General features: G+C 47.7%; 22 protein-coding genes. 13 read left to right on the plus strand and 9 right to left on the minus strand.

What is annotated here, in order from left to right; genetic code table 11:
- Window positions 1-98: 98 nt before the first annotated feature.
- Window positions 99-785, minus strand: a complete 687-nt coding sequence (locus ACKTT9_RS09075; RefSeq protein WP_407871296.1) for a C40 family peptidase — start codon at window positions 783-785, stop codon at window positions 99-101.
- A gap of 205 nt (window positions 786-990) precedes the next feature.
- Here ACKTT9_RS09075 and ACKTT9_RS09080 point away from each other — a divergent pair, with 205 nt between their 5' ends.
- The 10 genes from ACKTT9_RS09080 to ACKTT9_RS09125 all read left to right on the plus strand — a co-directional run bounded on the left by ACKTT9_RS09080 (window position 991) and on the right by ACKTT9_RS09125 (window position 11608).
- Complete coding sequence (locus ACKTT9_RS09080) at window positions 991-1215, plus strand: spore coat associated protein CotJA (RefSeq protein WP_145659617.1); 225 nt, start codon at window positions 991-993, stop codon at window positions 1213-1215.
- Window positions 1212-1478 carry a spore coat protein CotJB gene (locus ACKTT9_RS09085; RefSeq protein ID WP_157323011.1) on the plus strand — a complete coding sequence of 89 codons (267 nt, stop codon included), beginning with the start codon at window positions 1212-1214 and terminating at the stop codon, window positions 1476-1478. The genes ACKTT9_RS09080 and ACKTT9_RS09085 overlap by 4 nt, the downstream gene beginning before the upstream one ends.
- 16 nt (window positions 1479-1494) lie before the next feature.
- On the plus strand, window positions 1495-2064 hold the full coding sequence (locus ACKTT9_RS09090) for a manganese catalase family protein (RefSeq protein WP_407871297.1): 570 nt from the start codon (window positions 1495-1497) through the stop codon (window positions 2062-2064).
- A 224-nt stretch (window positions 2065-2288) separates the two neighbouring features.
- On the plus strand, window positions 2289-3311 hold the full coding sequence (locus ACKTT9_RS09095) for a response regulator (protein WP_407871298.1): 1023 nt from the start codon (window positions 2289-2291) through the stop codon (window positions 3309-3311).
- Window positions 3311-5116, plus strand: coding sequence for a sensor histidine kinase (locus tag ACKTT9_RS09100; RefSeq protein ID WP_407871299.1), 1806 nt, complete (start codon window positions 3311-3313; stop codon window positions 5114-5116). The genes ACKTT9_RS09095 and ACKTT9_RS09100 overlap by 1 nt, the downstream gene beginning before the upstream one ends.
- Before the next feature lie 95 nt (window positions 5117-5211).
- On the plus strand, window positions 5212-6186 hold the full coding sequence (locus ACKTT9_RS09105; protein ID WP_127458113.1) for a sugar ABC transporter permease: 975 nt from the start codon (window positions 5212-5214) through the stop codon (window positions 6184-6186).
- Between the two features lie 15 nt (window positions 6187-6201).
- On the plus strand, window positions 6202-7095 hold the full coding sequence (locus tag ACKTT9_RS09110) for a carbohydrate ABC transporter permease (RefSeq protein ID WP_127458112.1): 894 nt from the start codon (window positions 6202-6204) through the stop codon (window positions 7093-7095).
- Window positions 7096-7108: 13 nt separating this feature from the next.
- Window positions 7109-8752: an ABC transporter substrate-binding protein gene (locus ACKTT9_RS09115; RefSeq protein ID WP_407871300.1), complete on the plus strand. Its 1644-nt coding sequence runs from the start codon at window positions 7109-7111 to the stop codon at window positions 8750-8752.
- A gap of 43 nt (window positions 8753-8795) precedes the next feature.
- Window positions 8796-10277 (plus strand): sulfatase-like hydrolase/transferase, encoded by a 1482-nt coding sequence (locus tag ACKTT9_RS09120; RefSeq protein WP_407871301.1) that lies wholly within the window; start codon window positions 8796-8798, stop codon window positions 10275-10277.
- A 350-nt stretch (window positions 10278-10627) separates the two neighbouring features.
- Complete coding sequence (locus ACKTT9_RS09125) at window positions 10628-11608, plus strand: SGNH/GDSL hydrolase family protein (protein ID WP_407871302.1); 981 nt, start codon at window positions 10628-10630, stop codon at window positions 11606-11608.
- On the opposite strand, the gene ACKTT9_RS09130 is transcribed toward ACKTT9_RS09125, so the two are convergent.
- The 3 genes from ACKTT9_RS09130 to nagB form a co-directional block, all read right to left on the minus strand.
- Entirely contained in the window at window positions 11591-12409 is an 819-nt protein-coding gene (locus ACKTT9_RS09130) for a YdcF family protein (RefSeq protein ID WP_407871303.1), read from the minus strand. The two genes, ACKTT9_RS09125 and ACKTT9_RS09130, sit on opposite strands and share 18 nt — an antisense overlap.
- A 149-nt stretch (window positions 12410-12558) precedes the next feature.
- The gene (gene nagA / locus ACKTT9_RS09135) at window positions 12559-13731 is read right to left on the minus strand and encodes an N-acetylglucosamine-6-phosphate deacetylase (protein WP_407871304.1); all 1173 of its coding nucleotides are present in this window, start codon (window positions 13729-13731) and stop codon (window positions 12559-12561) included.
- On the minus strand, window positions 13728-14456 hold the full coding sequence (nagB, locus tag ACKTT9_RS09140; protein WP_127458106.1) for a glucosamine-6-phosphate deaminase: 729 nt from the start codon (window positions 14454-14456) through the stop codon (window positions 13728-13730). Before nagB ends, nagA begins: the two co-directional genes overlap by 4 nt.
- 242 nt (window positions 14457-14698) lie before the next feature.
- Here nagB and ACKTT9_RS09145 point away from each other — a divergent pair, with 242 nt between their 5' ends.
- Entirely contained in the window at window positions 14699-15367 is a 669-nt protein-coding gene (locus ACKTT9_RS09145; RefSeq protein ID WP_407872997.1) for an HAD family hydrolase, read from the plus strand.
- A 71-nt stretch (window positions 15368-15438) separates the two neighbouring features.
- Window positions 15439-15663: a spore germination protein gene (locus ACKTT9_RS09150; protein ID WP_127458104.1), complete on the plus strand. Its 225-nt coding sequence runs from the start codon at window positions 15439-15441 to the stop codon at window positions 15661-15663.
- Window positions 15664-15983: 320 nt separating this feature from the next.
- On the opposite strand, the gene ACKTT9_RS09155 is transcribed toward ACKTT9_RS09150, so the two are convergent.
- From ACKTT9_RS09155 to ACKTT9_RS09175, 5 genes are read right to left on the minus strand one after another with little or no spacing between them, the layout of a single operon-like run.
- Window positions 15984-17117, minus strand: coding sequence for a YheC/YheD family protein (locus ACKTT9_RS09155; RefSeq protein WP_407871305.1), 1134 nt, complete (start codon window positions 17115-17117; stop codon window positions 15984-15986).
- A 6-nt stretch (window positions 17118-17123) separates the two neighbouring features.
- Window positions 17124-18251: a YheC/YheD family protein gene (locus ACKTT9_RS09160; RefSeq protein WP_157322986.1), complete on the minus strand. Its 1128-nt coding sequence runs from the start codon at window positions 18249-18251 to the stop codon at window positions 17124-17126.
- Window positions 18251-19615: a YheC/YheD family protein gene (locus tag ACKTT9_RS09165; protein WP_407871306.1), complete on the minus strand. Its 1365-nt coding sequence runs from the start codon at window positions 19613-19615 to the stop codon at window positions 18251-18253. Before ACKTT9_RS09165 ends, ACKTT9_RS09160 begins: the two co-directional genes overlap by 1 nt.
- Before the next feature lie 29 nt (window positions 19616-19644).
- Window positions 19645-20772 carry a YheC/YheD family protein gene (locus tag ACKTT9_RS09170; RefSeq protein ID WP_407871307.1) on the minus strand — a complete coding sequence of 376 codons (1128 nt, stop codon included), beginning with the start codon at window positions 20770-20772 and terminating at the stop codon, window positions 19645-19647.
- A 9-nt stretch (window positions 20773-20781) separates the two neighbouring features.
- Window positions 20782-22158: a YheC/YheD family protein gene (locus ACKTT9_RS09175; RefSeq protein ID WP_157322981.1), complete on the minus strand. Its 1377-nt coding sequence runs from the start codon at window positions 22156-22158 to the stop codon at window positions 20782-20784.
- A gap of 160 nt (window positions 22159-22318) precedes the next feature.
- On the opposite strand from ACKTT9_RS09175, the gene ACKTT9_RS09180 reads away from it, so the two are divergent.
- Entirely contained in the window at window positions 22319-22654 is a 336-nt protein-coding gene (locus tag ACKTT9_RS09180; protein WP_127458097.1) for a YlbF family regulator, read from the plus strand.
- The last annotated feature ends 136 nt before the right edge of the window (window positions 22655-22790 follow it).

Genomic DNA, 22790 nt, shown 5'->3' on the forward strand with positions numbered 1-22790 from the left:
CAGGGACTTTTTTTATTGGCAAGAATATGCCTTCGCCGTCTGAGAGGTCAAAAAAAGCCGTCTCATGCACACTTAGGTTGCTACCAGCGAGCGAAAAATTAATATACGCGCTTAGATCCCATATACTTAGGACCCCAATATGAGCTTGTCAGGCTTTGCGGGTAAATGCCTGCTGAGCGTGTGGCAGATAGGAATTGCCCGTTCCCCAAATAGAATCCTACATGGTCAATAACGCCCGGGGATGCTATAGCGAAGAACACCAGGTCGCCCGGCTGCAAATTAGCCTGACTTACGGCTGAGCCTGTGTTATAAAGCTCCTGGGAGGTTGTTCGAACAGCTGGAATCCCATGCTTTTGAAACATGTAATAAATAAAGCCGGAGCAGTCAAAGCCTTGTGGAGTCGCTCCGCCCCATAGGTAGGGGACATGCACAAAGTTCATCGCATCGTCCAGCAGCAGCCGTTTTTTTATCGAGTGGGAGATGCTGGTTTGGGTTGCGGTATCCACTACGCCAGTCGGAGATAACAGATAGGCCTTTTGATAATCTTTAACAGCTTGAGCTGTGATTGTGCCGAAGTAACCGGTGATGGTTGGATATGTAAAATAACCAAGTGTTTTTAAATTGGATTGCAGAGTAGACACGGATGAGCTTGTCATTCCTTGCGTTAAAGTCATGCTGCTTGTTGAAGCCGACGCCGCAGATGCAGGTGGTGCGGGAATAAGGCTATTTATTGTGACGCTTACAAGAATGGCTGCAGAAACAATGATTTGTTTAGATCGTGTCATCGTGATTTCCTCCAAGCTGTTAGATTGTGTAAGTCATGGTATCACATGGATTGTTCTTATTGTAAGCGCTCAAGCGCCCTCTGACCATGAGGAAATATTGGAATATCTGTGATTTTGGTCAAGTTGTGCCGCATATACGTGCTTATAGGCCTCTCTGCCGCTATGACTATTTCTCACGCACCAAAGTGAGAAGAGGAGGAGACGTATGCAATCGCAATTCAGAAAGTACTATCCCTATATTAGTCCATTTGATCCTTGTCCACCGATTCAAGTGAAATTGTATAATGTACCGCCGCACCTCTTTATTACCTTCCAACCACCCGGTTTACCGCAATTCAGTCCATATGAAGCTTTGAAAAAAGGGACGCTATGGCCCGCTCTATACGGACCTTACGAATCCAAAATAGAAGAAGGGAGCCCATGGTTATGAATCCACCAGCAGTACCGGAATCTTACTACAAGATGATGTACGACCTGCAGGCTGTTGATTTCGTATTGGTCGAGCTAACGCTGTATTTGGATACACATCCGAACGATCTCGCAGCCATCCAGCAATACAATCAATTCGCACAAAAAAGGAAGGCGATGGTTCAGGAGTTTGAGCTAGAGTTCGGCCCACTTATGCCTTTTGGTCATGCCTATAGCAAAAATCCTTGGCAATGGGTGGATACGCCATGGCCATGGCAGGTCTGAAGAAGGAGGAAGAAGCATGTGGATATATGAGAAGAAACTTCAGTATCCGGTCAGAGTCAGCAAATGCGACCCAAGGATGGCGAAGCTTCTACTGGAGCAATATGGGGGAGCTGATGGCGAGCTGGCAGCGGCACTGCGTTATTTGAATCAGCGCTATGCGATTCCGGATAAGGTCGTGGGGCTGCTTACGGATATTGGGACGGAGGAATTCGCTCATCTCGAGATGATAGCAACAATGGTTTATAAGCTTATGAAAGATGCAACGCTTGATCAACTTAAGGCTGCTGGTATGGACGATCAGTACGTGATTCACGATAGGGCGCCATTCTATCAGAACGCGTCAGGCGTACCGTGGACGGCTGCTTACATACAAGCGAAGGGTGATCCGATAGCAGACCTCTACGAGGATATAGCTGCCGAGGAGAAGGCTAGAACGACTTACCAATGGCTGATTGATTTGACCGATGACGTCGATCTGCAGGATAGTCTGAAGTTTCTCCGTGAGCGGGAAATTGTGCATTCCCTTCGTTTTCGAGAAGCCGTAGAAATTTTGAAAGATGACAGGGCACAGAAGAAGATTTTTTGAGGGTTTGACGGTGATGGTACACCTGAGTTAAAGGAAATATTGTGATCATTATAATCCTCCACTGGCTGTGATGGCTGGCGGGGGTTTTTTATTGATGAAAACGGAAGGGAATTTTCGATTTTGATGACTGTGTTTAGATTTTAAGGGGTATTCAGGCTAAAAACATATGTAACATAATGAAGGCATGAAGCTAATTCGTGAAATTATCGGCAGGGGGTAAGCGAATGGCTAGAATCTTTATTGTTGACGATGAACCTATCATCGGTGTTGGCCTCAAAACGCTGATTGGGGAATATAAACGGTTTAGTGAGATCGAAACGTTTACTAACAGCGTATCCGCGTTATCGAGCATCAGGGCTAATCCACCGGACGTTGTGATGACGGATATTCGGATGCCTCGTATGGACGGTCTGGAGTTATGCCGGAATATCCAGCAGCTAAAGCTGCTCACCAAAGTCGTTGTGCTTTCGGGATACGGGGATTTTGTGTATGCGCAAAAATGTATGTCGTACGGCGTGCAGGAATATTTGCTGAAGCCTATTACAGAAATTGAGCTTTATCCTGTGCTGGATAAACTGCTCGCTACGCGAGACGCGGCACTTGTTTCCTTCTCCCTTTTTGAACAGTGGGTTGATCAATTGGAGGAAGCGGTTTGGATGTTGGACAAGATCCGGGTCAGTGAACTGCTCGAAGAGGGAAAGAGAGAGTTGTTCGCCGGTGAAACGGATGTTCAACAGTACCAGCGGGTATACGATGCTGTCAGCCTGCTGCTCAAAAAATTGAATGCCAGAGGGACTTACCGGATTGAGGCAAAGCCGCTTTTCGAAGAGAACACGGTGATCACAATTACGTACGAATGGTTTCAGGCTGAAATCGGTATATGGATGCAGCGACTGAGCGAGTACCGCAGGTACGAGAGAATTAATGTTTTGGAGGCGGCTATCCAGTACATCGATGAGCATCTTTTCGAGGAGGAGCTTTCGCTGGATAGGGTTGCTGGGAAGTTAGGCATAACGCCAACCTATTTCAGCCATTATTTTAAGAAAAATACGAATGAGACCTTCGTTCAATACCGAATGCGTAAACGCATTGACAAAGCCAAACAACTGCTTGCCGTTCCGCACTACAGAATTACTGACATCGGAGCCGAAGTCGGTTACGAAAGCTACCCCCATTTTTCCAGAGTCTTCAAGAAGGCAACGGGCTATTCCCCTACCGAATATCGCGCGCTGCTTGGGATTAAGTAATGAAAAACAGTTTGGTACGCAAGGTTTATCTGTACTTTGTCATTATTATCGCGCTGACTTTGGTGACGGTGGGGGTTACCGGTTATTGGCGATCGTCCAACGAATTGGAGAATCAATATGAAGGGTTGTTGACTCAAATTGTTGATAATGTGTTGCATGAAACCGATTTATTCCTGAAGAGCTACGAGCGGGCAACGCTTTCTATTCTAATTTCTCCTGTCGTGAAAGAGGCGTTGGATCTTCCAACCAATTCGACCTCCGGCTTTTATACATCCGAAATTGCAATGAAGGGGGTCTTTCAACCTGTTCTTATCAACAACCCGGAAATATCCATGACGTACATTGTCGGTTATAACGGGTTTCAGGCAACGGATTTCAATGTCCATATTGTTCCTTTTAATTACAAAGGATTTGAAGAATATATCGAACAGATGAAGGAAGACGATAATATCAACGGGGAGTTGACGATTCAGGAATCCGGATTTCTGGACGGTCATCTCACTCTCATTCGCAAATTGGCGGACCGTACCTCATCGAAATCATTTAAAGGCATTATGGGCTTTGAACTGAAGATTGGGGAATTGAACACACTCTGGAAGGGCATAAAACTCGGGCAATCCGGTTATTTTTTTATCGTCAACGACCGTGGAAGAATCTTATACCATCCGGACCCGAGCCGGATCGGCAAACAGCTTGACGGTATGCATTTCAATACGGTTGAGGCCAATAAAGACCAAATATTCGAATTGCCCGGTGAACCGGGGCGGGTTTTCTTTAGTCGAAAGTCCGACTACTCGGGCTGGACGCTCGTGGCCAGCATGTCGGTTGCTGAGCAGAGCAAACCGATTTCAGACCTGCGGCAAACAACACTGTTTGTAGGTATCTTTACTTTGATTCTGGCCTTATTTCTAGCCTATCGTTTCGGACAATCGATTGTTCGTCCAGTTCGGCTTCTGGAAAATGGGATGCGCCAGACGGCCAAAGGCCACTGGACCCGAGTACCTCTGACGGGAAGCCGTGATGAGATGGATCAGCTTATTACCAGCTACAATACGATGGTTACCCGACTGGAAGAGCTGGTCGAGCGGGTTTACGAGACGGAGCTGCGCAACCAGGACAATTTAATGAAACGGCAGCTGGCCGAATTCCAATCCCTGCAATTACAGATTAATCCTCATTTCTTGTACAACACATTGGAAATTATTATTTGTTACGCCGTTATCCAGAAATCAAACGAGATTAAAGACATTGTTCGCTCTCTGTCTTATATGCTGCGCTATTCCATACGCACCGATTTGGAGAAAATTACGGTTGCCAACGAGCTTAAACATATTCTGTATTTTATGTCCATTATGAAATACCGCAACCAACGCGAGTTTGAAATCGATGTTCGCATAAGCGCAGATTATTTGCTGGACAGTATGGTCCGTTTGACTCTGCAGCCCTTGGTCGAAAACGTATTCAAGCATGCATTTCCCGAAGGGATCGAGGATGCTCACACAATTATTATTGACGCTTGGAAGGATGCCGAGGATCTTTACGTCACGGTAAAAGATAATGGCTGCGGTATTGATGCGGATTCCCTTTTGCAATTAAACACAAGACTGCTGCACAGCAAGGAGGAGAGGCTGCTGGATGCACAACCAACATTCGAAGGCAGCATCGGGCTGCTTAATGTGCATAACCGGATTCAAATGGTGTTCGGACAACAGTACGGCCTTTCTATACAAAGTGAGCTAGGCGTGGGTACAAAGGTTACGATTCGGATGCCGGCGTCCAGCACAAAAAAAGTCATGCCAGTATAAAACAGCACAATGCTCGGCCGTCCTTTTTTCTGTATGCTACATATCGAAAGACATGAAACATACCGAGTCATGGACATCGAGAGAGGGAGGGATTTATGGAGGTTTCCGCTAGCAAGAGCCATACATTGTCTGTAACTGTCGGTAAAAAGGAAAATTACTTGTCTAGACTGAAAAAGAACGCATCCAGCCATTGGCAGCTCTACCTGCTTATGCTGCTGCCGATTATTTATTTGCTCATATTCAAGTATGTACCGATGTACGGGGCGTTGATTGCGTTCAAAAATTATATCCCGACTAAAGGTGTATGGGGTAGCGAATGGGTAGGCCTGAAGCATTTCGATCGTTTTTTCCATTCGTATGAGTTTGTTCGGATTATGAAAAATACAATCGTTCTCAGCCTGTATAGTTTACTTGCGGGGTTCCCGTTCCCCATCATTCTGGCACTTTCCTTGAATTACGTAAACGCTCGTTTTTTTAAGAAAACCGTACAGATGATTACCTACGCGCCGCATTTTATTTCCGTAGTTGTTATGGTGGGTATCATTCTGCAAATGATGGACCCACGGGTTGGCCTGGTTCAAACCATTATGAAATACTTCGGTTTGCCGGCAATCAATTTCATGGGCATACCTGAATGGTTTTCACACGTATTTGTTTGGTCGGGGATTTGGCAAAATGTTGGTTTTTCCTGCATCATCTATTTGGCAGCGCTTGCAGCTGTAGATCCTTCGCTGCACGAGGCAGCGGTTGTGGATGGAGCCAATAAAGTGCAGCGAATGTGGCACGTTGACTTGCCAGGTATTATGCCGGTTGCCGTTATTTTGCTGATTATGAACACTGGCCATGTGTTGGACATAGGCTTCGAGAAAGTATTGCTGATGCAGAATCCGCTCAATATGAGCTCATCCGAGGTCATCGATACCTTCGTGTATAAAGTTGGTTTGGCATCAACAGCCATTAATTATTCCTACTCATCTGCTATTGGATTGTTTAAATCAGTTATAAATTTGCTTCTACTGGTTCTCGTCAATCGGCTAGCCAGAAAGTTGGGACAAACGAGTCTGTGGTAATAAGGAGGCGCATCGATGACAGGACGCATACAAGAAACTGCGGATGACAGGCTTTTTACAATTCTGAATTACATCATCCTATTTATTTTTACAATTACGATTCTTTATCCTCTGGTGTACATTGTCAGTGCTTCCTTCAGCTCATCCACAGCGGTTATTTCCGGCAGAGTCTGGTTGTATCCGGTTGAGCCAACGCTAGCGGGTTATGAGGCGGTATTTAAGCATCGTTTAATTATGTCGAGCTTTTTGAATTCGGTCTTTTATACGGTAGTGGGAACAACGATTAATGTGCTTTTTACCCTTATTGCGGCTTATCCGCTTTCAAGAAAAGATTTTATGCCACGTAATGCCATAATGGCCTTGTTTGTATTCACCATGATGTTTTCAGGCGGATTGATCCCGTCTTACTTGGTTGTGAAAGAGCTCGGTATGATCGACACAAGGTGGTCTTTACTTATTCCGGGAGCGCTTGCCGTTATGAATATGATTATTGCCCGCACGTATTTCCAAACGACCATTCCGGAAGAATTGCTTGAAGCCGCTCAAATGGATGGATGCAGTGATTTTACGTTTGTGCGGAAAATCGTGATTCCTTTGTCAGGTCCGATCATAGCTGTCATTTCCTTGTTTTATGCCGTGGGACATTGGAACCAATATTTTAACGCGCTGCTTTATTTAAAACATCAGGAGCTGTACCCGATTCAATTGGTATTAAGGGATATTTTGGTGCAAAACGAGGTGGATGCGTCGATGATTACTGACGTTGCGGATCAAGCAGCAAGGGATGGCCTGCGGGAGCTTTTGAAGTTTTCCCTTATTGTCGTGTCTACGCTGCCCGTGCTGATCATCTATCCATTTATACAAAAGCATTTTGTCAAAGGCATGATGATTGGATCACTCAAAGGCTAAAGGGGGCTTTTACATGAAAAAAGGTTTAACAGCTTTAGTAGCGATTACGGCGTCTCTAGCGCTTCTAAGCGCATGTGCGGACAGCGGACCCAAGGAAGCTGCCCAAAAGACGGAAGCAAGTATAGACGATCAAGTGACGCCAGCGGGCGAATTCCCGATTACAAAAGAAAAGACGACGCTTAAGGTCATGGTCAAAGGCTCCAGCATTGTCGAAAACTTTGCAACGAACGAGTTCACCAAGTGGCTGGAGGAGAAAACGAACATTCATATCGATTGGGAAGTCGCTCCTGAAAAAACATTTGCAGAGAAGCTTAACGTTTCACTCGCAAGCGGGGATTATCCGGACGTACTGCTTAATATGAGCGTATCTCCGATTCAGCAGTCCATTTACGGTAAGGATGGCGTGTTCATCCCGCTGAATCCGTATATTGATAAATACGGTGTGGAAATGAAGAAGATGTTCGAGCAGGTGACCTATGTCAAAGATTTGATTACGATGCCGGATGGCAAAATTTATTCGGTTCCTCAAGTTAATGATTGCTACCACTGCTCGCTTGGTCAAAAAATGTGGATTTATCAACCATGGCTAGATAAACTCGGCTTAAAAATGCCGGAAACGACGGAAGAGTTTTATCAAGTGCTTAAAGCTTTTAAAGAAAAAGACCCTAATGGAAACGGTAAAGCAGATGAAATCCCGCTTGTCGGTGCTACGAATGGCCCCTCCTCGACGTTGGACCTCTTTCTGACCAGTCCGTTTATCGAGAAGGATTTCAACCTGCGCTTTGTTAAGGATGGAAAAGTTCAAGTTGCCTATAATCAACCGGAATGGAAGGAAGCTCTGACGTATCTTCATAAGCTGTTTGCTGAAGGTTTAATCTCTCCGCAAACGTTTACACAGGATAGAAACCAGTTGAAACAAATGGGGATGAACCCGGAGATTCCAATCGCAGGAGCTATTGCCTCACAAAACCAAACGGTATTTGTCGATGTCGATAACCCGAGATTCAAAGACTACGTCTCCGTACCGCCACTCAAAGGGCCGTCAGGTATACGCTCAACGGCGTACAATCCATATGCGGTATCTACCGGTCAATACGTCGTTACCAATAAGGCGAAAAACCCAGCTGCCGCATTCCGTATGGCCGACTTGCTGCTTTCAGAAGAAGCAACACTGCGTAGTACGCAGGGCCGTCCTGATCAGGAGTGGGTACGTCCGGCGCAAGGTGAGCTTGGCATTAACGGGAAGCCGGCAAAATGGAAACCGGTTGCCACGTTCGGCAAACTGCAAAACATCCACTGGGCACAGGCGGGGCCGTCGCTGCGAACAAACGATTTGCGATTAAGCGTAGTAGCGGATCCGAAAAATTCGCTTGAACTTATTTTGTATAATGAGACGAAAAAATACGAGCCATATGCCACCGATCCGAGCAAAATTGTACCGCCACTGTTCTTCACCAACGAACAAGCGGAAGAGCTTTCTACGATTGAGAAGACGCTTACGGACTACAGAACGGAATTTTTTGCAAAAACGGTTACAGGGTCGCTGGACATTGATAAAGAGTGGAACAACTACTTGAGCACTTTGGACAAAATGAACATTAAACGCTACTTGGAAATCTATCAACAAGCCTACACCCAGTATAAATCGAAAAAGTAGCCAAACTCAGAATCAATCCTGTCCCATGAGAGTGAGGTAGAAGATGAAAGAAAAGAATACGAAGAAGCTTTCGTCTGAAGGATTTTCACCTGGTAAACCTGCAATCGGCAAACCTTCACCCAGTAAACCTTCACAAGGTAAACTTTCACCTAGTAAACCTAATGTTGTGTTTATCATAGCGGACGATCATCGTGGCGAAGCTATTGGCGCGTTCGGTAACGAAAAGGTAAAGACGCCGGTATTGGATTCGCTGGCTGCCGGCGGGACATCATGTCGCAACACGCGTATATTCGGCGGCCTTAGTGGAGCGGTTTGTGCGCCAAGTAGAGCGTGTGTGCACACGGGCATCCCTATCTTCCGGGCGATGATCGGTAAAGACATGAAGAACCGGGAGCATTCGAGCGTGATTCGTCCGGATGTTCGACTCATGCCGCAAACGATGCAGGGAGCCGGTTACCTGACGCATGCAATCGGCAAATGGCATAACGACAAAGCAAGCTTCGCCCGAAGTTTCGGGGGAGGGGATAAGCTGGCGTTTCACGGTATGAGTGAGCATACGAGTGTTCCTGTGAACGACTACGACGTGACCGGGGTTTATCCCAAGGAAAACGAATACATGGAACATACGTTCTCAACGGAGTTGTTTACGGACGCTGCCGTCAACTTTATTGAGAATTACCAGGTGGATCAGCCGTTTTTCCTGTATGTGGCTTATACAGCGCCGCATGATCCACGAACCGCGCCGGAGCCGTATGCCAGCATGTACGACAAATCCGATATTCAGCTGCCTCTCAACTTTGTGAGCGAGCATCCATTTGATACCGGCGATATGACGGTTAGGGATGAGAAGCTTGCCCAATGGCCGAGGGACGAAAGCGAGATTCGTGGGCATATCGCTGATTACTATGCCATGATAAGCCATCTGGACGCACAAATCGGCAGAGTCGTTGAAGCGCTGAAGGCTAAGGGCATCTTTGACGATACGCTGTTCGTGTATACCGCCGACCATGGCTTGGCGGTTGGGCAACACGGGCTGATGGGCAAACAGAACCTCTACGAGCACAGTGTGCGAATCCCGCTTATATTCAGGGGGCCAGGCGTGCCGGAGGGCAAGCAGGAGCTTGCGTTGGCAAGCAATATCGATATTTTTCCTACCGTTGCCGGACTATGCGGCGTCGAGCTGCCGGAGGAGACGGAAGGTATTAGTCTATGTCAACTCTTTGCAGGGGAAAGTGACGATATTCGCAATATCGTGGGTGCGGTTTATCGAGATGTCCAGCGGATGGTAACGGATGGCAGATGGAAGCTGATTCGTTATTATCGTTCTCCTGAAACGAACATAGGAACGGAACGCATCCAATTGTTCGATCTACTAAGAGATCCTTGGGAAACGCAAGACGTGTCGGCAAATCCTGCAAATGCCGGGGTTATCGAAAGGCTTGCCTCCGAAATGGCTTCGTGGATGCAAGAGAGCGGCGATATTTTGCAGGATAAACCGGTAAATCCCGTTGCGCCCTTGGCTTGATGAGTGCACGAAAAGTCGCGGAAATCGCGACTTTTTGTTTTCATCATGCATTTGGTGTGGAATTACCCGGCTACTTCGAGCGGGGGGTGCCCATCCTTCTCGCACAGTGGGAACTACAGGAGGCTATTCCAGTCAAAAGTGTCAATAATGCGAGGTTGGGGGAACTATAGTACGCTATTTTGCTGTTACTTGGGAAATTCAGCACTTTTTGTGGAAATAGCGCCCTGTAGTTCCGCTAGCACTCTAGCATCTCAGCTTTTAGCCGTAATAACGTCCCACAGTTCCCTTATACAGAGATCTCCCCCACATTGGCAGAATAGGCTATCTATTATAAAGAGGTGAATGTAAGCATGCAAAAGATTGAACTAAATAAACAGTGGTTTCGGGGCGCCGTTTCAATAGAAACGACGGATATTGGACTCCGGCCATGGCGATTGCCACATGATCAGCTCGGATTATTCGCATCAAAATTAGTGGAGACGGCAGGGGAAACCGCAGGTGTTAGAGTTGCTTTTATAAGCGACTCTACTTCAGTGGAGCTCCATATCGCAAGAACGGATAAAGAGATACGGTTTGACATCGTTATTGAAGATGAACTCGTTGATACCAAAACGCTTCATGCAGGAGAGGAAGTTTGTCTATTTGCAAACTTAACAGGCAGCATGAAGAGGATCGAGGTTTATCTGTCACAAGAAGCTGCTGTTATTGTGAAAGCACTAAAAGTCGATGATGGAGCATCGGCGGCTTTCTTGCCCAGCAATCAACCCCGCTGGATTACTTATGGAAGCTCGATCACACAGTGCCGATCAGCTGAAAGCCCCGCTCTGACTTGGCCGGCAATCGTAGCGCGAAACAAAGGTTGGGACTTAACCTGTATGGGATATGCGGGACAATGTCATTTGGAACCAATGGTCGCTCGCGTCATCCGCGACCGTCCCGCTGACATTATTTCCATGTGCCTCGGCATTAATGTGATGGGAGGTAACACTTTAAATATCCGAACGTTTCGGTCCGCCATTATTGGCATGGTATCGATTATTCGGGAAAAGCATCGGAGCACGCCCCTGCTTTTAGTTTCTCCTATTTATTGCCCGCACAGGGAAACAGGTGAAAACTTAGTGGGAATGAACCTAGTTACAATGAGGAAAGAAATTCAGGAAGCGGTGAACATTTTAACTTTTTACGGGGACACAAATCTTACTTATGTAGATGGTCTGGATATTCTTGGGGAAGCCTATGTGGACCACCTGCCAGACCACCTGCATCCAAACGCTCAAGGAAATAAAATTATGGCTAGTCATATACAGGAAAAGCTAATTCTTAGCCGCTAGCAACCCTAAGTACTCCTTCAACGCAATTGAAGTATTGGACAATCCGCTGGAAGAGGGAATAAATTTACTTATACTGAGTGTCTGCTGCCCCTGCGAAATGTAATCGGTTGGATAAGGGGTTACCTCCACCTTGAGCTTTTGAAACTGCTTGACGGAGCGGGCCATATGGAAGGCAGAAGTCACGAGAATGGGATGCTGCCAGCCATTTGTGGTTAGCATAGCTTGGGTATGCAGCGCATTTTCTTCCGTGTTGCGGCTCGTATCGTCCAGAAAAATTGAAGCTTCAGGAACGCCGAGTGCGATAAGATGACGTTTGGAAATTTGCGATTCATTGCCGGAGTCCGTGAAAACTTGTCCACCCGAGAGGAGGATGGGCAGCTTCGTGCTGCGATACAGCTCCGCTATGGTCAGCACACGGGCAGCTGTGTTCCCTGTCAAATATCCTTCGCCTTTGGTTAAAGGGTCTGGTGTGTCAAGCGTCGCGCCGCCTGTCAACATGACAATTACATCACCGCTCACCTGAGCCGGTGGGGTGTATCTTCGTTCGATTGAATTTAGGAGCTCGTTACTGAAATAGGGCATGGAGCAAACGTACAAGAGAAGGGCGGCCAGCCCGATTAGGAGAGTACCCATGTACTCTTTTTTTTGCTGCAGCCATAAGGCAATGCAGAAGAGCAGCAGAATAACAATCCCCGGGGGAAACACTAACGTATAAATGATTTTGATCAAATAGAGCATAGGGATGATTAGATCCTTTCTTTGGAAAAAGCAGCTATTTGCGTTATTAAGCTTTTTCGACAAACATAGGGAATATCCTGCAAAAAAATAAAGAGAGGCTGTCTCGTAAGTCATCGAATGACCGAGTGAGAGCCTCTCTTTTGTATATTTGGAACGGCAGGGGAAACATTGAATCAACCAAGAGAACAGAATCCCCGCGCTGGGAAGCTGCGTTACGCTTGCAGCTCCTTACCGCGAATCCACACGCGTTCGAGCTCCAGCTCAGGGCTGACCAAGAGCAGGTCAGCCTGCTTGCCTTGGGCAATCGAGCCGTGCGAAGCCTGCAGCTGCAGCAACCGCGCCGGGTTGCCGCTCGCGAAGCGGCTCGCTTCTTCCACGCTGACCCCAACCTCGCGCACCATAAAACGGAGCGCATCGATCATCGTCAGCGTACTGCCGGCGAGCGCGCCGCCTTCCGTCAACCGGGCCACGCCCGATTGGACGGTAACGGCTTGCCCGCCAAGATCGTACTGCCCGTCGCCAAGCCCCGCGGCCGACATGGCATCCGTGATCAGCAGCAGGCCATCCGGCTGCTTAGCTTTCACCAGCAGGCGAATCGCTGCCGGGTGCACATGGTGCCCGTCGGCGATGACTTCGCCGCTGATGCGATCGTCGGTAAGGACCGCACCGACGGTTCCGGGTTCGCGATGATGCAGCGGCTTCATCGCGTTGAAGGTGTGCACCGCGTGCGAGAGCCCCGCGCCAACCGCCGACTGAATGTCGGCGTAGGAAGCGTCGGTGTGGCCGCACGCGGCAACGATGCCACGATCGCGCAGCCACGCGATCGTCTCAAGTGCACCCTCGACCTCAGGGGCGAGGGTAAGCTGTTTCACGAGCTGCGGAAAGCGCTCGTGCCAGTCTTGCAGCCAGGAAAGCTGCGGCGGCAGCATCAGCTTCGGATCTTGCGCGCCGGCCCACTTCGGCGAGATGAAGGGGCCTTCCATATGCACGCCGAGCAGCTGTGCGTACGGCATTGGTTCTTGCATGTAGCGGCTTACTTCGCCAAGGACGCGGTCAATCGCTTCATGCGTTTGCGTCATTGTCGTAGCCAGCATGGCGGTAGTTCCGTTCTTCGCGTGAAACCGTGTAATGGTATCAAGCGTTTCGGGGCTGGCTTCCATGAAGTCAGCGCCATACCCGCCATGCACGTGAACGTCGATGAAGCCCGGCAATAACCAGCTGCCGCGAGCATCGACGGTTTCAGCAGCCGGATCAGCCGTGCTGGAATTCCACGCTGAGCTGCTTTGGACGGAAGCGATAACGCCATCTTTTAGGTGAACGACACCTTGTTCGATGACGCCTTGTTCCGTAACGATCCTGGCACCTGTAATGACAAGTTCGCTCATTCGAACAACCTCCCTGCCTCAGCATCCAGCAGAACGACAAGGTGTGGGTGAGTTTGCAGCAGAGTAGCCGGGACTTCTGTTGTGATAGGTCCTGTAAGCGCGCGATGCACGATTTCAGCTTTGTCAGCACCGCGAACGATCAGCAGAATCGTTTTGGCTTTGAGAATCGTGCCTACGCCCATCGTTAGAGCGTGAGTCGGAACTTCTTCGATCGAGTTGAAAAAACGCGCATTCGCTTCACGAGTTTCTTCCTTCAATTCGACGAGATGCGTCCCGCTGATCAGTGAATCGTCAGGCTCGTTAAAGCCGATATGTCCGTTATGGCCAAGGCCAAGGATTTGCAAATCAATCTGCTTAGCTTCTTCAAGAAGTTCATTAAATCTGGCACATTCCGCTTCCAGGTCGGGCGCATTTCCGTTAGGAAGATGAGCTGAAGCGGCAGGCAAGTCAATATGAGCAAATAAATGCTGCTGCATATAAGCGTGATAACTTTCTGGATGATCTACCGGCAAGCCGACATATTCGTCCAGATTAAAGGAAGTGACATTTTTAAAGCTGACGCGGCCCTTCTCATAGGCTTTCACCAGCTCTTCATAAATACCTACAGGCGTACCGCCCGTGGCTAAGCCTAGAACAGCTTTTGGCTGCATTTGGACAAGGGATGTAATAATACCGGCTCCGGCCTCATTAAGTTCTTGTTGATTTTGAAAAATATGAAGATTCATAGGGGTGTTCCTCACTCTCATGGACAAGTTATTTGCATTAGATGCATGATTTATGAAATCATTTTGCATAAAAATATCATTTTTCATATTAATTCTACTCATTTCAATCATAACTGAATTCATTAGTATCGGCAACAGGCATTTTCCCAAATATGAACATTGACTTACATGGGTATGTTTGCCATTCTTAACTAAGATCATTACACGTTTTATATAATTCATGATGGTGAAGGAGCTTGATGATGAGTACACAGAGAAACTTACCTGAGGCTATGTTTTTTGACATGGATGGCACGTTATTTCAAACCGAGACGATTCTATTGCCCGCTTATCATGCGACATTTGATGTGCTCAGAGAGAAAGGTCTTTTCACGGGAGAGACGCCGCCGGAAGAAAGAATTCTGGGAGCGCTCGGCATGCTGCTTGAGCATATTTGGCAGCGGGTTATGCCGGACGCTTCTGTAGAAGCGCGTCAAGCCGCTGATGAGCTGTTGCTTCATTTTCAAATGGAAGCGCTGAAGCAAGGACAGGGGAAATTGTACGATGGTGTGGCAGAGACCTTACAGGCTTTGCGGGACAAAGGTGTCCGCTTATTTGTGGCGAGCAACGGATTAGAGGACTACGTCGGTCATGTGACCGAGGCGATGGGCTTGTCCCCTTTATTTGAGGACCTGTACAGTGCGGGGAAATATCAAACCAGATCCAAAGTGGATTTGGTTAAAATAGCGCTCGACACGCATCAAATCAGCTCCGCGTGGATGGTGGGAGATCGTTCCTCCGATGTGGAGGCAGGACTTAAGAATAATCTGACTGTAGCTGCCTGCGATTACGCCGGCTTCCGTGAAGCGGGGGAGCTCGAAGGCGCGCACATTCGAATTCGCAGCTTTGCTGAGCTGCTGGAATACGTTTAGATGAAGTTGTCGCAAACGCGGTCGTCTGGGCATACACTATAGCACATTGACAGATAAAGGTGCTGATTAGAATGCCTTCTTTTGTAGGGATTTTCAACATTATAAGGAACGAAGGAAGCCTGGTGAACGGTGATACGTTAGTGATTGCTCCGACGAGCGCAGCCAAAACGTACTCCGGCAGCGGTGGCGGCATAACAGGAGATTTCGCCGTTTCTAATGTTCTATTTAGCGCGACGATATCGCTGGACCCGGATGTTGTGGATGCGGGTGCTAATAAGGTAGCTACTGGGACGTAAATGTATGGCAGAAGATTGGCTTCAAGCTCGGGTGGTGACGGGCTTGGAGCCTTTTTTTTGCGTGTGGGCACACTATCTGGGAACTAGTACGGTATTTCGTGGACTCCAGTTCCTCTCAGCAAGCCTGAGCGAAATTCCTATGCGATGAGGCATGTACAGGTACGGGGGCTGCCAAGGAAGGGGATTACCTGCCTATGACGGAGGATCTGGCGGTGGGCGTAGGAGCTTTGCGTCCATGATTTTTCGAAACTTCTTTCGATGGGGCAATATGTAAATCGGAAGCTCCTTACAGCTTAGTGCTGCTGCTTCCGATTGCGCGCTTAATCACTTTCATTGGATGCATCGCCGGCAGGCGATTCTATTCTTCGAGTGTTTTGCCTTAACATCCAGACGGCATACTCGAGAGGGCGTGAAACCGCCTTCTGATAGGTGGCGATTTCGCCGATTTTACGGAATACTTCTCGGGAAGGCTTGGGATTGACTTCCAGCAGCCAAACATTTCCTTTCGGATCTACGGCAATATCCATGCCTAACTCACACAGCTTGCCGAATTTCGTTTCTAGAAAATCTGCCAGCTTATAGGCGAAATTGTTCATTTCTTTCTTAATGCTTTCCGTTTTCTCAGGTGAAGCGAAACGGTATGCTAGCAGCTTATCTTGCGAAACCGCGCTTCCGCCTCCGTGCAGGTTCGAGGTGATGCTGCGGTGAGGACCGATGCGGCCCGCACAGCCCGTTACTTCCCATTCTCCGTGGCCGTTTTTCTGAATCAGCAAACGGTAATCATGCACGCGTCCATCCTTCAGCGTAAGCTGTATGCCTTGTTGAACCACATAGTCCGGACTCAGCTTTAGCGTATGCAGCTTAATTGACAGCTGTTTTTCGCTCGCGCGGTAAGGGGCGATGATGGTTCTTTGCTGATTTCTTCCTTGCAATAAAAACAGGTCGGGACCCAGCTGCTCAATACGCAGGATGCCTCTTCCACCTGTACCGTTTTTCGGTTTGACATAGACAAGCGAATGCTTCTTTGTAAACTTCAGCAGCTCTTGCACGGTACTGTATCGCACGGTAACCGGCAGGAAAGGGCGTATGCCTTCATTTTCAGATAAAATTTGATGCATTGACCATTTATTGGCCAGTGGTCTGCTCAGAAAGATCAGCTTTGCATGCCGATTGCGAAATGCTTTGAGCATTTGATAGTTCGCAGCTGCTTTGTAGCGGCAACGGTCATAAATGACAGGCGGCATCGATGTGCGGCGGCGAACCCATTTGCGTAAGGAAGCGTCATAAGTTAATGAGCGCACCGAGTTGTCAGCTTCGACATCGGTCGGTGAAAAAACTTCGACTTGAACCCCCATCTTTTTACCTTCTTTACTGAGCTTTTGAAAGTAAGAGAGTTCTTCGAGCCGAGTTTTGCTTAAATAGATAGCGAGTACGCCCAGTCGTTGTGAAGACAAGCATAATCACCTTCTTCTTCCATTATTAATTAAATAAAGGCTATAACGAATAATACGTTCAAGTGATTTTTTGCGGATTTTCGGTTCGTCGAATTTCATTGGCTTGGAGTTCGCTTCGAAGAACCAGATATGGCCTCCAACATCGACGCCGATATCCATCGACATTTCGCCAAGTTGATTGCCGGATGATTTTTCAATCTGCGTCGCGAGTGTGACGGCAGCTGTTTCAACTCGTTTTAGTATGCTTTTTGCTTCTTTTGGTCCAAAACCCTGTGAAAGCAGCTTGAACGGATCATCGATCGAACCGCCTCGTGGAACGTGCGTGGTGATGCTCGCTTTCCCCGCTACACGTGCGCCGACGCCTGACACGCTCCATTCCCCTTTGGACGTTTTCTGGATGAGAGCGCGCAAATCATAAGCCCGCTGTTTGTACCTTGCTAAAGCAATGCCTTGCTGAACAATGTATTCGTTGGAGCCGCGGTGCCGATTCCATTCGTTCCAAAGTTCGGAAGTGGAGTGATGCACACTGTAAGTCATTTGCTTATCTACCTGACGACTTAGCCGGTATTGCGTTTGACTGCCTTTCGTTGTTATTCGGTCAATCCGCATAATGCCTTTTCCCGCTTTGCCTTTCACCGGTTTCAAATACAATACGGCGTGTTTGCGCAAAAGGGAAGTCAGGTCGTCAGCTGAACTTAATTGTTTGGTATCGGGCATATAGGGCTTGCTATCTTTGGCTCCATTAAGCCAACTGAATAAGGTCCATTTGTTAAAGAAGGAAGAATTGAATAAATGTACGCTGGAGCTGCGATTGCAAGCTTGAATCGTTTGTTGAACTTCGGGCTTCATTTCCATTTTGCGATAAGGAATGCGATTGTAGACAACTTGAGGAGCGGGAACGAGTTCCCTGCTCCATTTTTTGGTTTGGTTATTGTAGCGATAACCGTGAATTTCATTGCCTGATAGGTTGAAATCCTTGGTGGTCACGACGTAAACATCAACCCCAAGCCGCTCACCGGTCTGAATGAGATCAAGGAAATTGTGCAAATTCCCTCGAAATACGCGATTGCTGTCCTTAACGGTGAGAATGGCCAGCCTCGGATTCTGCTCTTTGTTGTGCAGGAAGAAAGCCATTAGTTTTCCCTCCTAGCACGAAATCGGCTTAAATATAGGCAGTGCTCGTAAATGTTTTGTAAAGTAGCGAGGTCTCCTTCTTTCAATGAAGGGTGTTTGAAGATCGATCTGCCTGGTTTGGCATTGGCCTCAAACATCCAAATTTTCTCATTTTGATCGATACCAATATCAAATCCGAGCTCTCCGAGCAAATGGTTATAATTATTCTCGATGCCTTCAGCGAGCTTGATCGCCGTTTCTTTGGCATTGCTAAGCACGGACTCTGCACGGCTGCCGTAGATTTGACGAAGCACCTGCTCTGGCGTCATTAATTGACCGCCGTTGCGGATATGGGTGGTTACGCTGCCTTTGCCGGATTTTTTGGCCCCGATGGCGGCGACAACCCAGTTATTGCTGCCGTTTTTCGTCATGTGGAAACGGAAATCAATAGGGCAGTTGTCAATTTCTATCAGGCGGATGCCTTGCTGTGCCACGTAATTGGATAGGCGACCCCGTCCAGTCCCGAGCATTTGCATAAGCCCTTCGAATTTTCCATAACGGATGAGCACGTTTTTGCCGCCTTTGCGGTAGCGAACAAAATAACCGCGTTTCGGGTTATAGGTCACCCTGAAAATACCAATGCCCAAACTGCCCGCTGTTGGTTTCAAATAAATGAATTTATGCTTGTCGAGCATTTCTTTAATTTGATCCGCAGATGGATTAATCTTGGACTCTGGAACGAATTTGTAAGCATCGTCGCCAGCTAACATTTTGTACACATCCCATTTGTCAAAAAAGCTCCAGTTAAACAGCGGGATGCCTCTGCGTACAAAACGGTCCTTAAAACCCTCCATCCCGGCCGACTTCTCTGCTATACGGCTGGATAGGCGGTTATAGACGACGTCCGGCAGCGGGAACGTTTTACGAATCCAGCCTCCGCCTTCTTTGGGAATGATCCCCGTAACGGTTTCCTGTACCCAATTGACCCCTTTTGGGCTGAAAGCGAAAATAAAAGATTTGTTCGAACCTGTATTTAGAACCTGACGGATGAACCCGGTTTTTGTACCAAAGGGAGATGAACCGCCTGCAATATTCGTTAAAACGCCGATGAGCGGTCCGATGCGCAGTTCTTTATTATTCGCGCTCGCGACCATTACGCTCCCCGAGCGAGGAACTCGCAGAGAAGCCATCAAAGAAAGCGGAATGTACATATGCTGGCCACTTTTTTTAATCAGGCGGATCGGTAGGGTGGCTGTTTTGCTGCCGACCTTTACAGTAATCGATTTGGTACCGGTTAACCGTAAAGCTTTGACGACTTCACTTGTTAAGTAGACCGATCTATCTGTTCGTTGTACGGCGTGGAGCATACACGTTGTCAAACTCATTAGGTTACCCTCCTAAACTTGTTCCAAGCTTAACTCAGCTTTTTGTGCAGCAAATATCCAGCATAATAAATAGGGTTAGCTATGGATTTCAACCGTGCTTTCTCGTTGCGCATGCGCGCGAAAATCGTTCTGCCTGGCTTGGAATTCACTTCGAGAATCCAGACGCGCCCCCACGTATCGATCCCAAGATCGATACCGAGCTCAGCCAATCGTCCGTGATGGGTTTCCAGAAGCGGTGGGATTCGATTCGAGAGCATGGTTAGTGTGGCTATGAGCTCACTAGCCTTGGTATCGCCGAATTCCCTGGTTAGAAAGGCGGAAACCTCTTCAGCACTTCCTCCGCCATGCAGATTGGAAGTCACACTGCCAGGTTTGCCGACACGAACCGCCATGCCGGTACTTTCCCATATGCCGGAACCGTTCTTTTGGACGAGAGAGCGAATATCGTAAGCCATTCCTTCTGAAGAATGCAGGTGCAGATATTCTTGCATCAGATACGGCCTGGTGCCGATACAGCTGCGCAGCCATTGCCAGCAGGAATAGAAATCATGAAACTCATGATCGACGAGCCCGTTTTGAGCATTGCGACCTTGTATATGGTAGGTGCTTTTTCCGTTCATTGTGTTTACTTTGTGAAGATGCAGGGCACCTTTTCCTTGACTGCCGCCCTGTGGTTTAAGAAACACATCTTCTCTTGTTTGAAGCCAATTTCTAAGAGTGGTGCCGCTTGTGAGCAAGTTCGTTTCTGGCAAGTAACGGCTGATTATGCCGTCTTTCTGCAAAATTTGATCAACTTCCCATTTTCCTCCCAGTCCATAGCCTAGGAAGCGTATAAGCGGTGATTCGCGCAGCTTTCTCACATGGTACTGATACTGTTCATAGCTGCGTTTATTGCTAAAGAAACATCGATCATAAATCAGTGAGGGCAGCGGAACGAGTTTGGTCACCCATTCCTTCGTTTCCGTCAAGTAGGTGTAACCCTGTACCGTATGCCCTTTCCAATCGATGCGATTCGGTGAGAACACGACGACGTCCAGACCTTCACGGGCGCCATAATAAGTCAGATGCTTATAAAAGCCTGAGCTGGCAAAAGGCAGTTCCCGTTTCAATTCTGTGACCATAATCCCGAGCAAGGGACGTTTGGTGCTTAACCGCATAGTTCCACCTCAAATCTTTGCTAAGAATTTGGCGTATTGCACGAGTTGTTTCACGGAAGGTCTTATTTTCTTCTCCGTATTTAATGGCGTATTATCATCCTTAGAAGGTTTGGAGTTTACCTCAAGCAACCAGACCTTCCCCATTTTATCTACAGCAAGGTCAATCCCCAGCTCTCCAAAATGACTTGGGATTTGGGCTTCAATCCCTTTGGCAATGTCGATAGAGGCCTTGCGCAAACGAGCCGTTACAGAGACACGAGTGGCAGAAGAAAACGGCGTTTTGGCAAGTGCGCCCACTACATTGGTCAGACTTCCGCCTCGTGCAAGGTTGGAGACGAAATGCTGAGATCCGGCAATGCGGCCGACAATGGAGGTGATAGCCCACTCACCTTTGGCACCACGCTGGACAAGCGAACGGAAATCAATCGATCTGCCGTCTGTTGTGATGAGATCAAGTCCTTGCTGCAGCTGATAGCGCTGGGTCTTGAGTTTGCCGGATATTGCTTGAAAGACAGCAGAAAGGGAAGGAAACGTTTGTTTGCGAACGCCGGTTAGATTCGTATAATGACACGTATAGACGTCACCGGGCTCTCGGCGAATGCGGATAATCCCTTTTCCCAAGCTGCCGGTAATTGGTTTGAGGAATAGAACGGGATGGCGGGAGGCCATCGATTTTAGCATTTGATAATTTTTGAAGAGGTAGGATTCCGGTAAATACCCATGAAGGGAACTATCTTTGCGCAAAGCTTCGAACACTTCCGTTTTGTTCAAATATTTCTCGTTGAAGACCTCGGTTCCATAACGGCTCTTGGCATCTTTCAAAAATTGTTGAACATTCGGCAAGTTCTCGTATTTACGCGAAGTAAGCCGGTTGTAGATCACATTGGGGATCGGAAACGTTTTTTTGCTCCAGGAACCATTGGCATACGCATACGCGGAAATGGAACTGGCATTCGCTTGCATTTCACCAGGCGGGAAGAAGCAGACAACAGCCCCATAACGTTCACATGCGTCGGTCATTTCTTTACAAAAAGCGGTAATCGCACCAAATGGGCGGTCGTGTGAACTTGAATAAACGCGGCTGATCATCACGCCAATTAAAGGTCCAATCGACAAAGTGCCCACATTTTGCCTATAATGGATATTGAGCTGCGCCCCTTGATGAATACCGATCTTGGTAGCGAGGACAGGATTGAACCGTAAACTGTTCGATGTAGCGGCGGTGACGACCTTGACATCCTGTTTGGCAGAGCCGAAGCGCAGAGTCATCGATTGATTGGACGGAACTTTCCATTTTCTTGCAATGGCTTCACTTAGAACAACGGTCCGATCATCCAAATAGATGCTGGTGCCTTGAATGGATATTCCGACTTTCGTCCTGGTCAATAGCGAACACTCCTTCCAGCATCAAAAATGGCATTGCTGTTTAAGCAAAGTAAACTACTCCATCATATGAGGACATATATACCTTGGTGCTTGGTATGTCGTCGAAACTGTTTGGAGGAAGAGCCCAACCGCGTTTGGGTTAAATTAGGAGGTCATGGAAATGAACGTACACGATAGAGCTTATGAGCTGGCAAAAGCGATTAAGGAAAGCAGCGAATACAAGGATATGCTGGAGATTCGCTCGAAGATTAACCAGGATGCGTCTAGCAAAAACTTACTGGAAGATTTTCGCTCGCGTCAAAATGAACTTCAACAGAAAATGGCTGTAGGCGAGATGCCGCCTGAAGAGGAGATGGAGCAGCTGCAGAAGCTGTATGACGTACTTGCTCTGAATCCAGGGATTAAACAGTTGTTTGATGCGGAACGCCGACTATCGGTTGTGCTTGAGGATGTGCAGCGTATTATTGCCGAGCCGTTGCAAGCAATGCTGCAGTAGAAGAAAGATGCTCAAATAGAAGATACTCAAATAAAAGATAAATGTAAGGCTATTTAGGAAGAAGTAGTTGATCTACTTACCTGAATAGCCTTTCTTTGTGTATACCAGAGTCGAATGGAATGCGTTATTGATTCAG

Source organism: Paenibacillus sp. P36 (genome assembly GCF_045866505.1).
In the GTDB taxonomy this organism is placed as follows: domain Bacteria; phylum Bacillota; class Bacilli; order Paenibacillales; family NBRC-103111; genus Paenibacillus_E; species Paenibacillus_E chondroitinus.

Bases quoted from the DNA above. Each gene is read 5' to 3' on its own strand.
- ACKTT9_RS09075 (WP_407871296.1), bottom strand. From the start codon at position 785: ATGACACGATCTAAACAAATCATTGTTTCTGCAGCCATTCTTGTAAGC.
- ACKTT9_RS09080 (WP_145659617.1), top strand. From the start codon at position 991: ATGCAATCGCAATTCAGAAAGTACTATCCCTATATTAGTCCATTTGAT.
- ACKTT9_RS09085 (WP_157323011.1), top strand. From the start codon at position 1,212: ATGAATCCACCAGCAGTACCGGAATCTTACTACAAGATGATGTACGAC.
- ACKTT9_RS09090 (WP_407871297.1), top strand. From the start codon at position 1,495: ATGTGGATATATGAGAAGAAACTTCAGTATCCGGTCAGAGTCAGCAAA.
- ACKTT9_RS09095 (WP_407871298.1), top strand. From the start codon at position 2,289: ATGGCTAGAATCTTTATTGTTGACGATGAACCTATCATCGGTGTTGGC.
- ACKTT9_RS09100 (WP_407871299.1), top strand. From the start codon at position 3,311: ATGAAAAACAGTTTGGTACGCAAGGTTTATCTGTACTTTGTCATTATT.
- ACKTT9_RS09105 (WP_127458113.1), top strand. From the start codon at position 5,212: ATGGAGGTTTCCGCTAGCAAGAGCCATACATTGTCTGTAACTGTCGGT.
- ACKTT9_RS09110 (WP_127458112.1), top strand. From the start codon at position 6,202: ATGACAGGACGCATACAAGAAACTGCGGATGACAGGCTTTTTACAATT.
- ACKTT9_RS09115 (WP_407871300.1), top strand. From the start codon at position 7,109: ATGAAAAAAGGTTTAACAGCTTTAGTAGCGATTACGGCGTCTCTAGCG.
- ACKTT9_RS09120 (WP_407871301.1), top strand. From the start codon at position 8,796: ATGAAAGAAAAGAATACGAAGAAGCTTTCGTCTGAAGGATTTTCACCT.
- ACKTT9_RS09125 (WP_407871302.1), top strand. From the start codon at position 10,628: ATGCAAAAGATTGAACTAAATAAACAGTGGTTTCGGGGCGCCGTTTCA.
- nagA (WP_407871304.1), bottom strand. From the start codon at position 13,731: ATGAGCGAACTTGTCATTACAGGTGCCAGGATCGTTACGGAACAAGGC.
- nagB (WP_127458106.1), bottom strand. From the start codon at position 14,456: ATGAATCTTCATATTTTTCAAAATCAACAAGAACTTAATGAGGCCGGA.
- ACKTT9_RS09145 (WP_407872997.1), top strand. From the start codon at position 14,699: ATGAGTACACAGAGAAACTTACCTGAGGCTATGTTTTTTGACATGGAT.
- ACKTT9_RS09150 (WP_127458104.1), top strand. From the start codon at position 15,439: ATGCCTTCTTTTGTAGGGATTTTCAACATTATAAGGAACGAAGGAAGC.
- ACKTT9_RS09160 (WP_157322986.1), bottom strand. From the start codon at position 18,251: ATGGCTTTCTTCCTGCACAACAAAGAGCAGAATCCGAGGCTGGCCATT.
- ACKTT9_RS09165 (WP_407871306.1), bottom strand. From the start codon at position 19,615: ATGAGTTTGACAACGTGTATGCTCCACGCCGTACAACGAACAGATAGA.
- ACKTT9_RS09170 (WP_407871307.1), bottom strand. From the start codon at position 20,772: ATGCGGTTAAGCACCAAACGTCCCTTGCTCGGGATTATGGTCACAGAA.
- ACKTT9_RS09180 (WP_127458097.1), top strand. From the start codon at position 22,319: ATGAACGTACACGATAGAGCTTATGAGCTGGCAAAAGCGATTAAGGAA.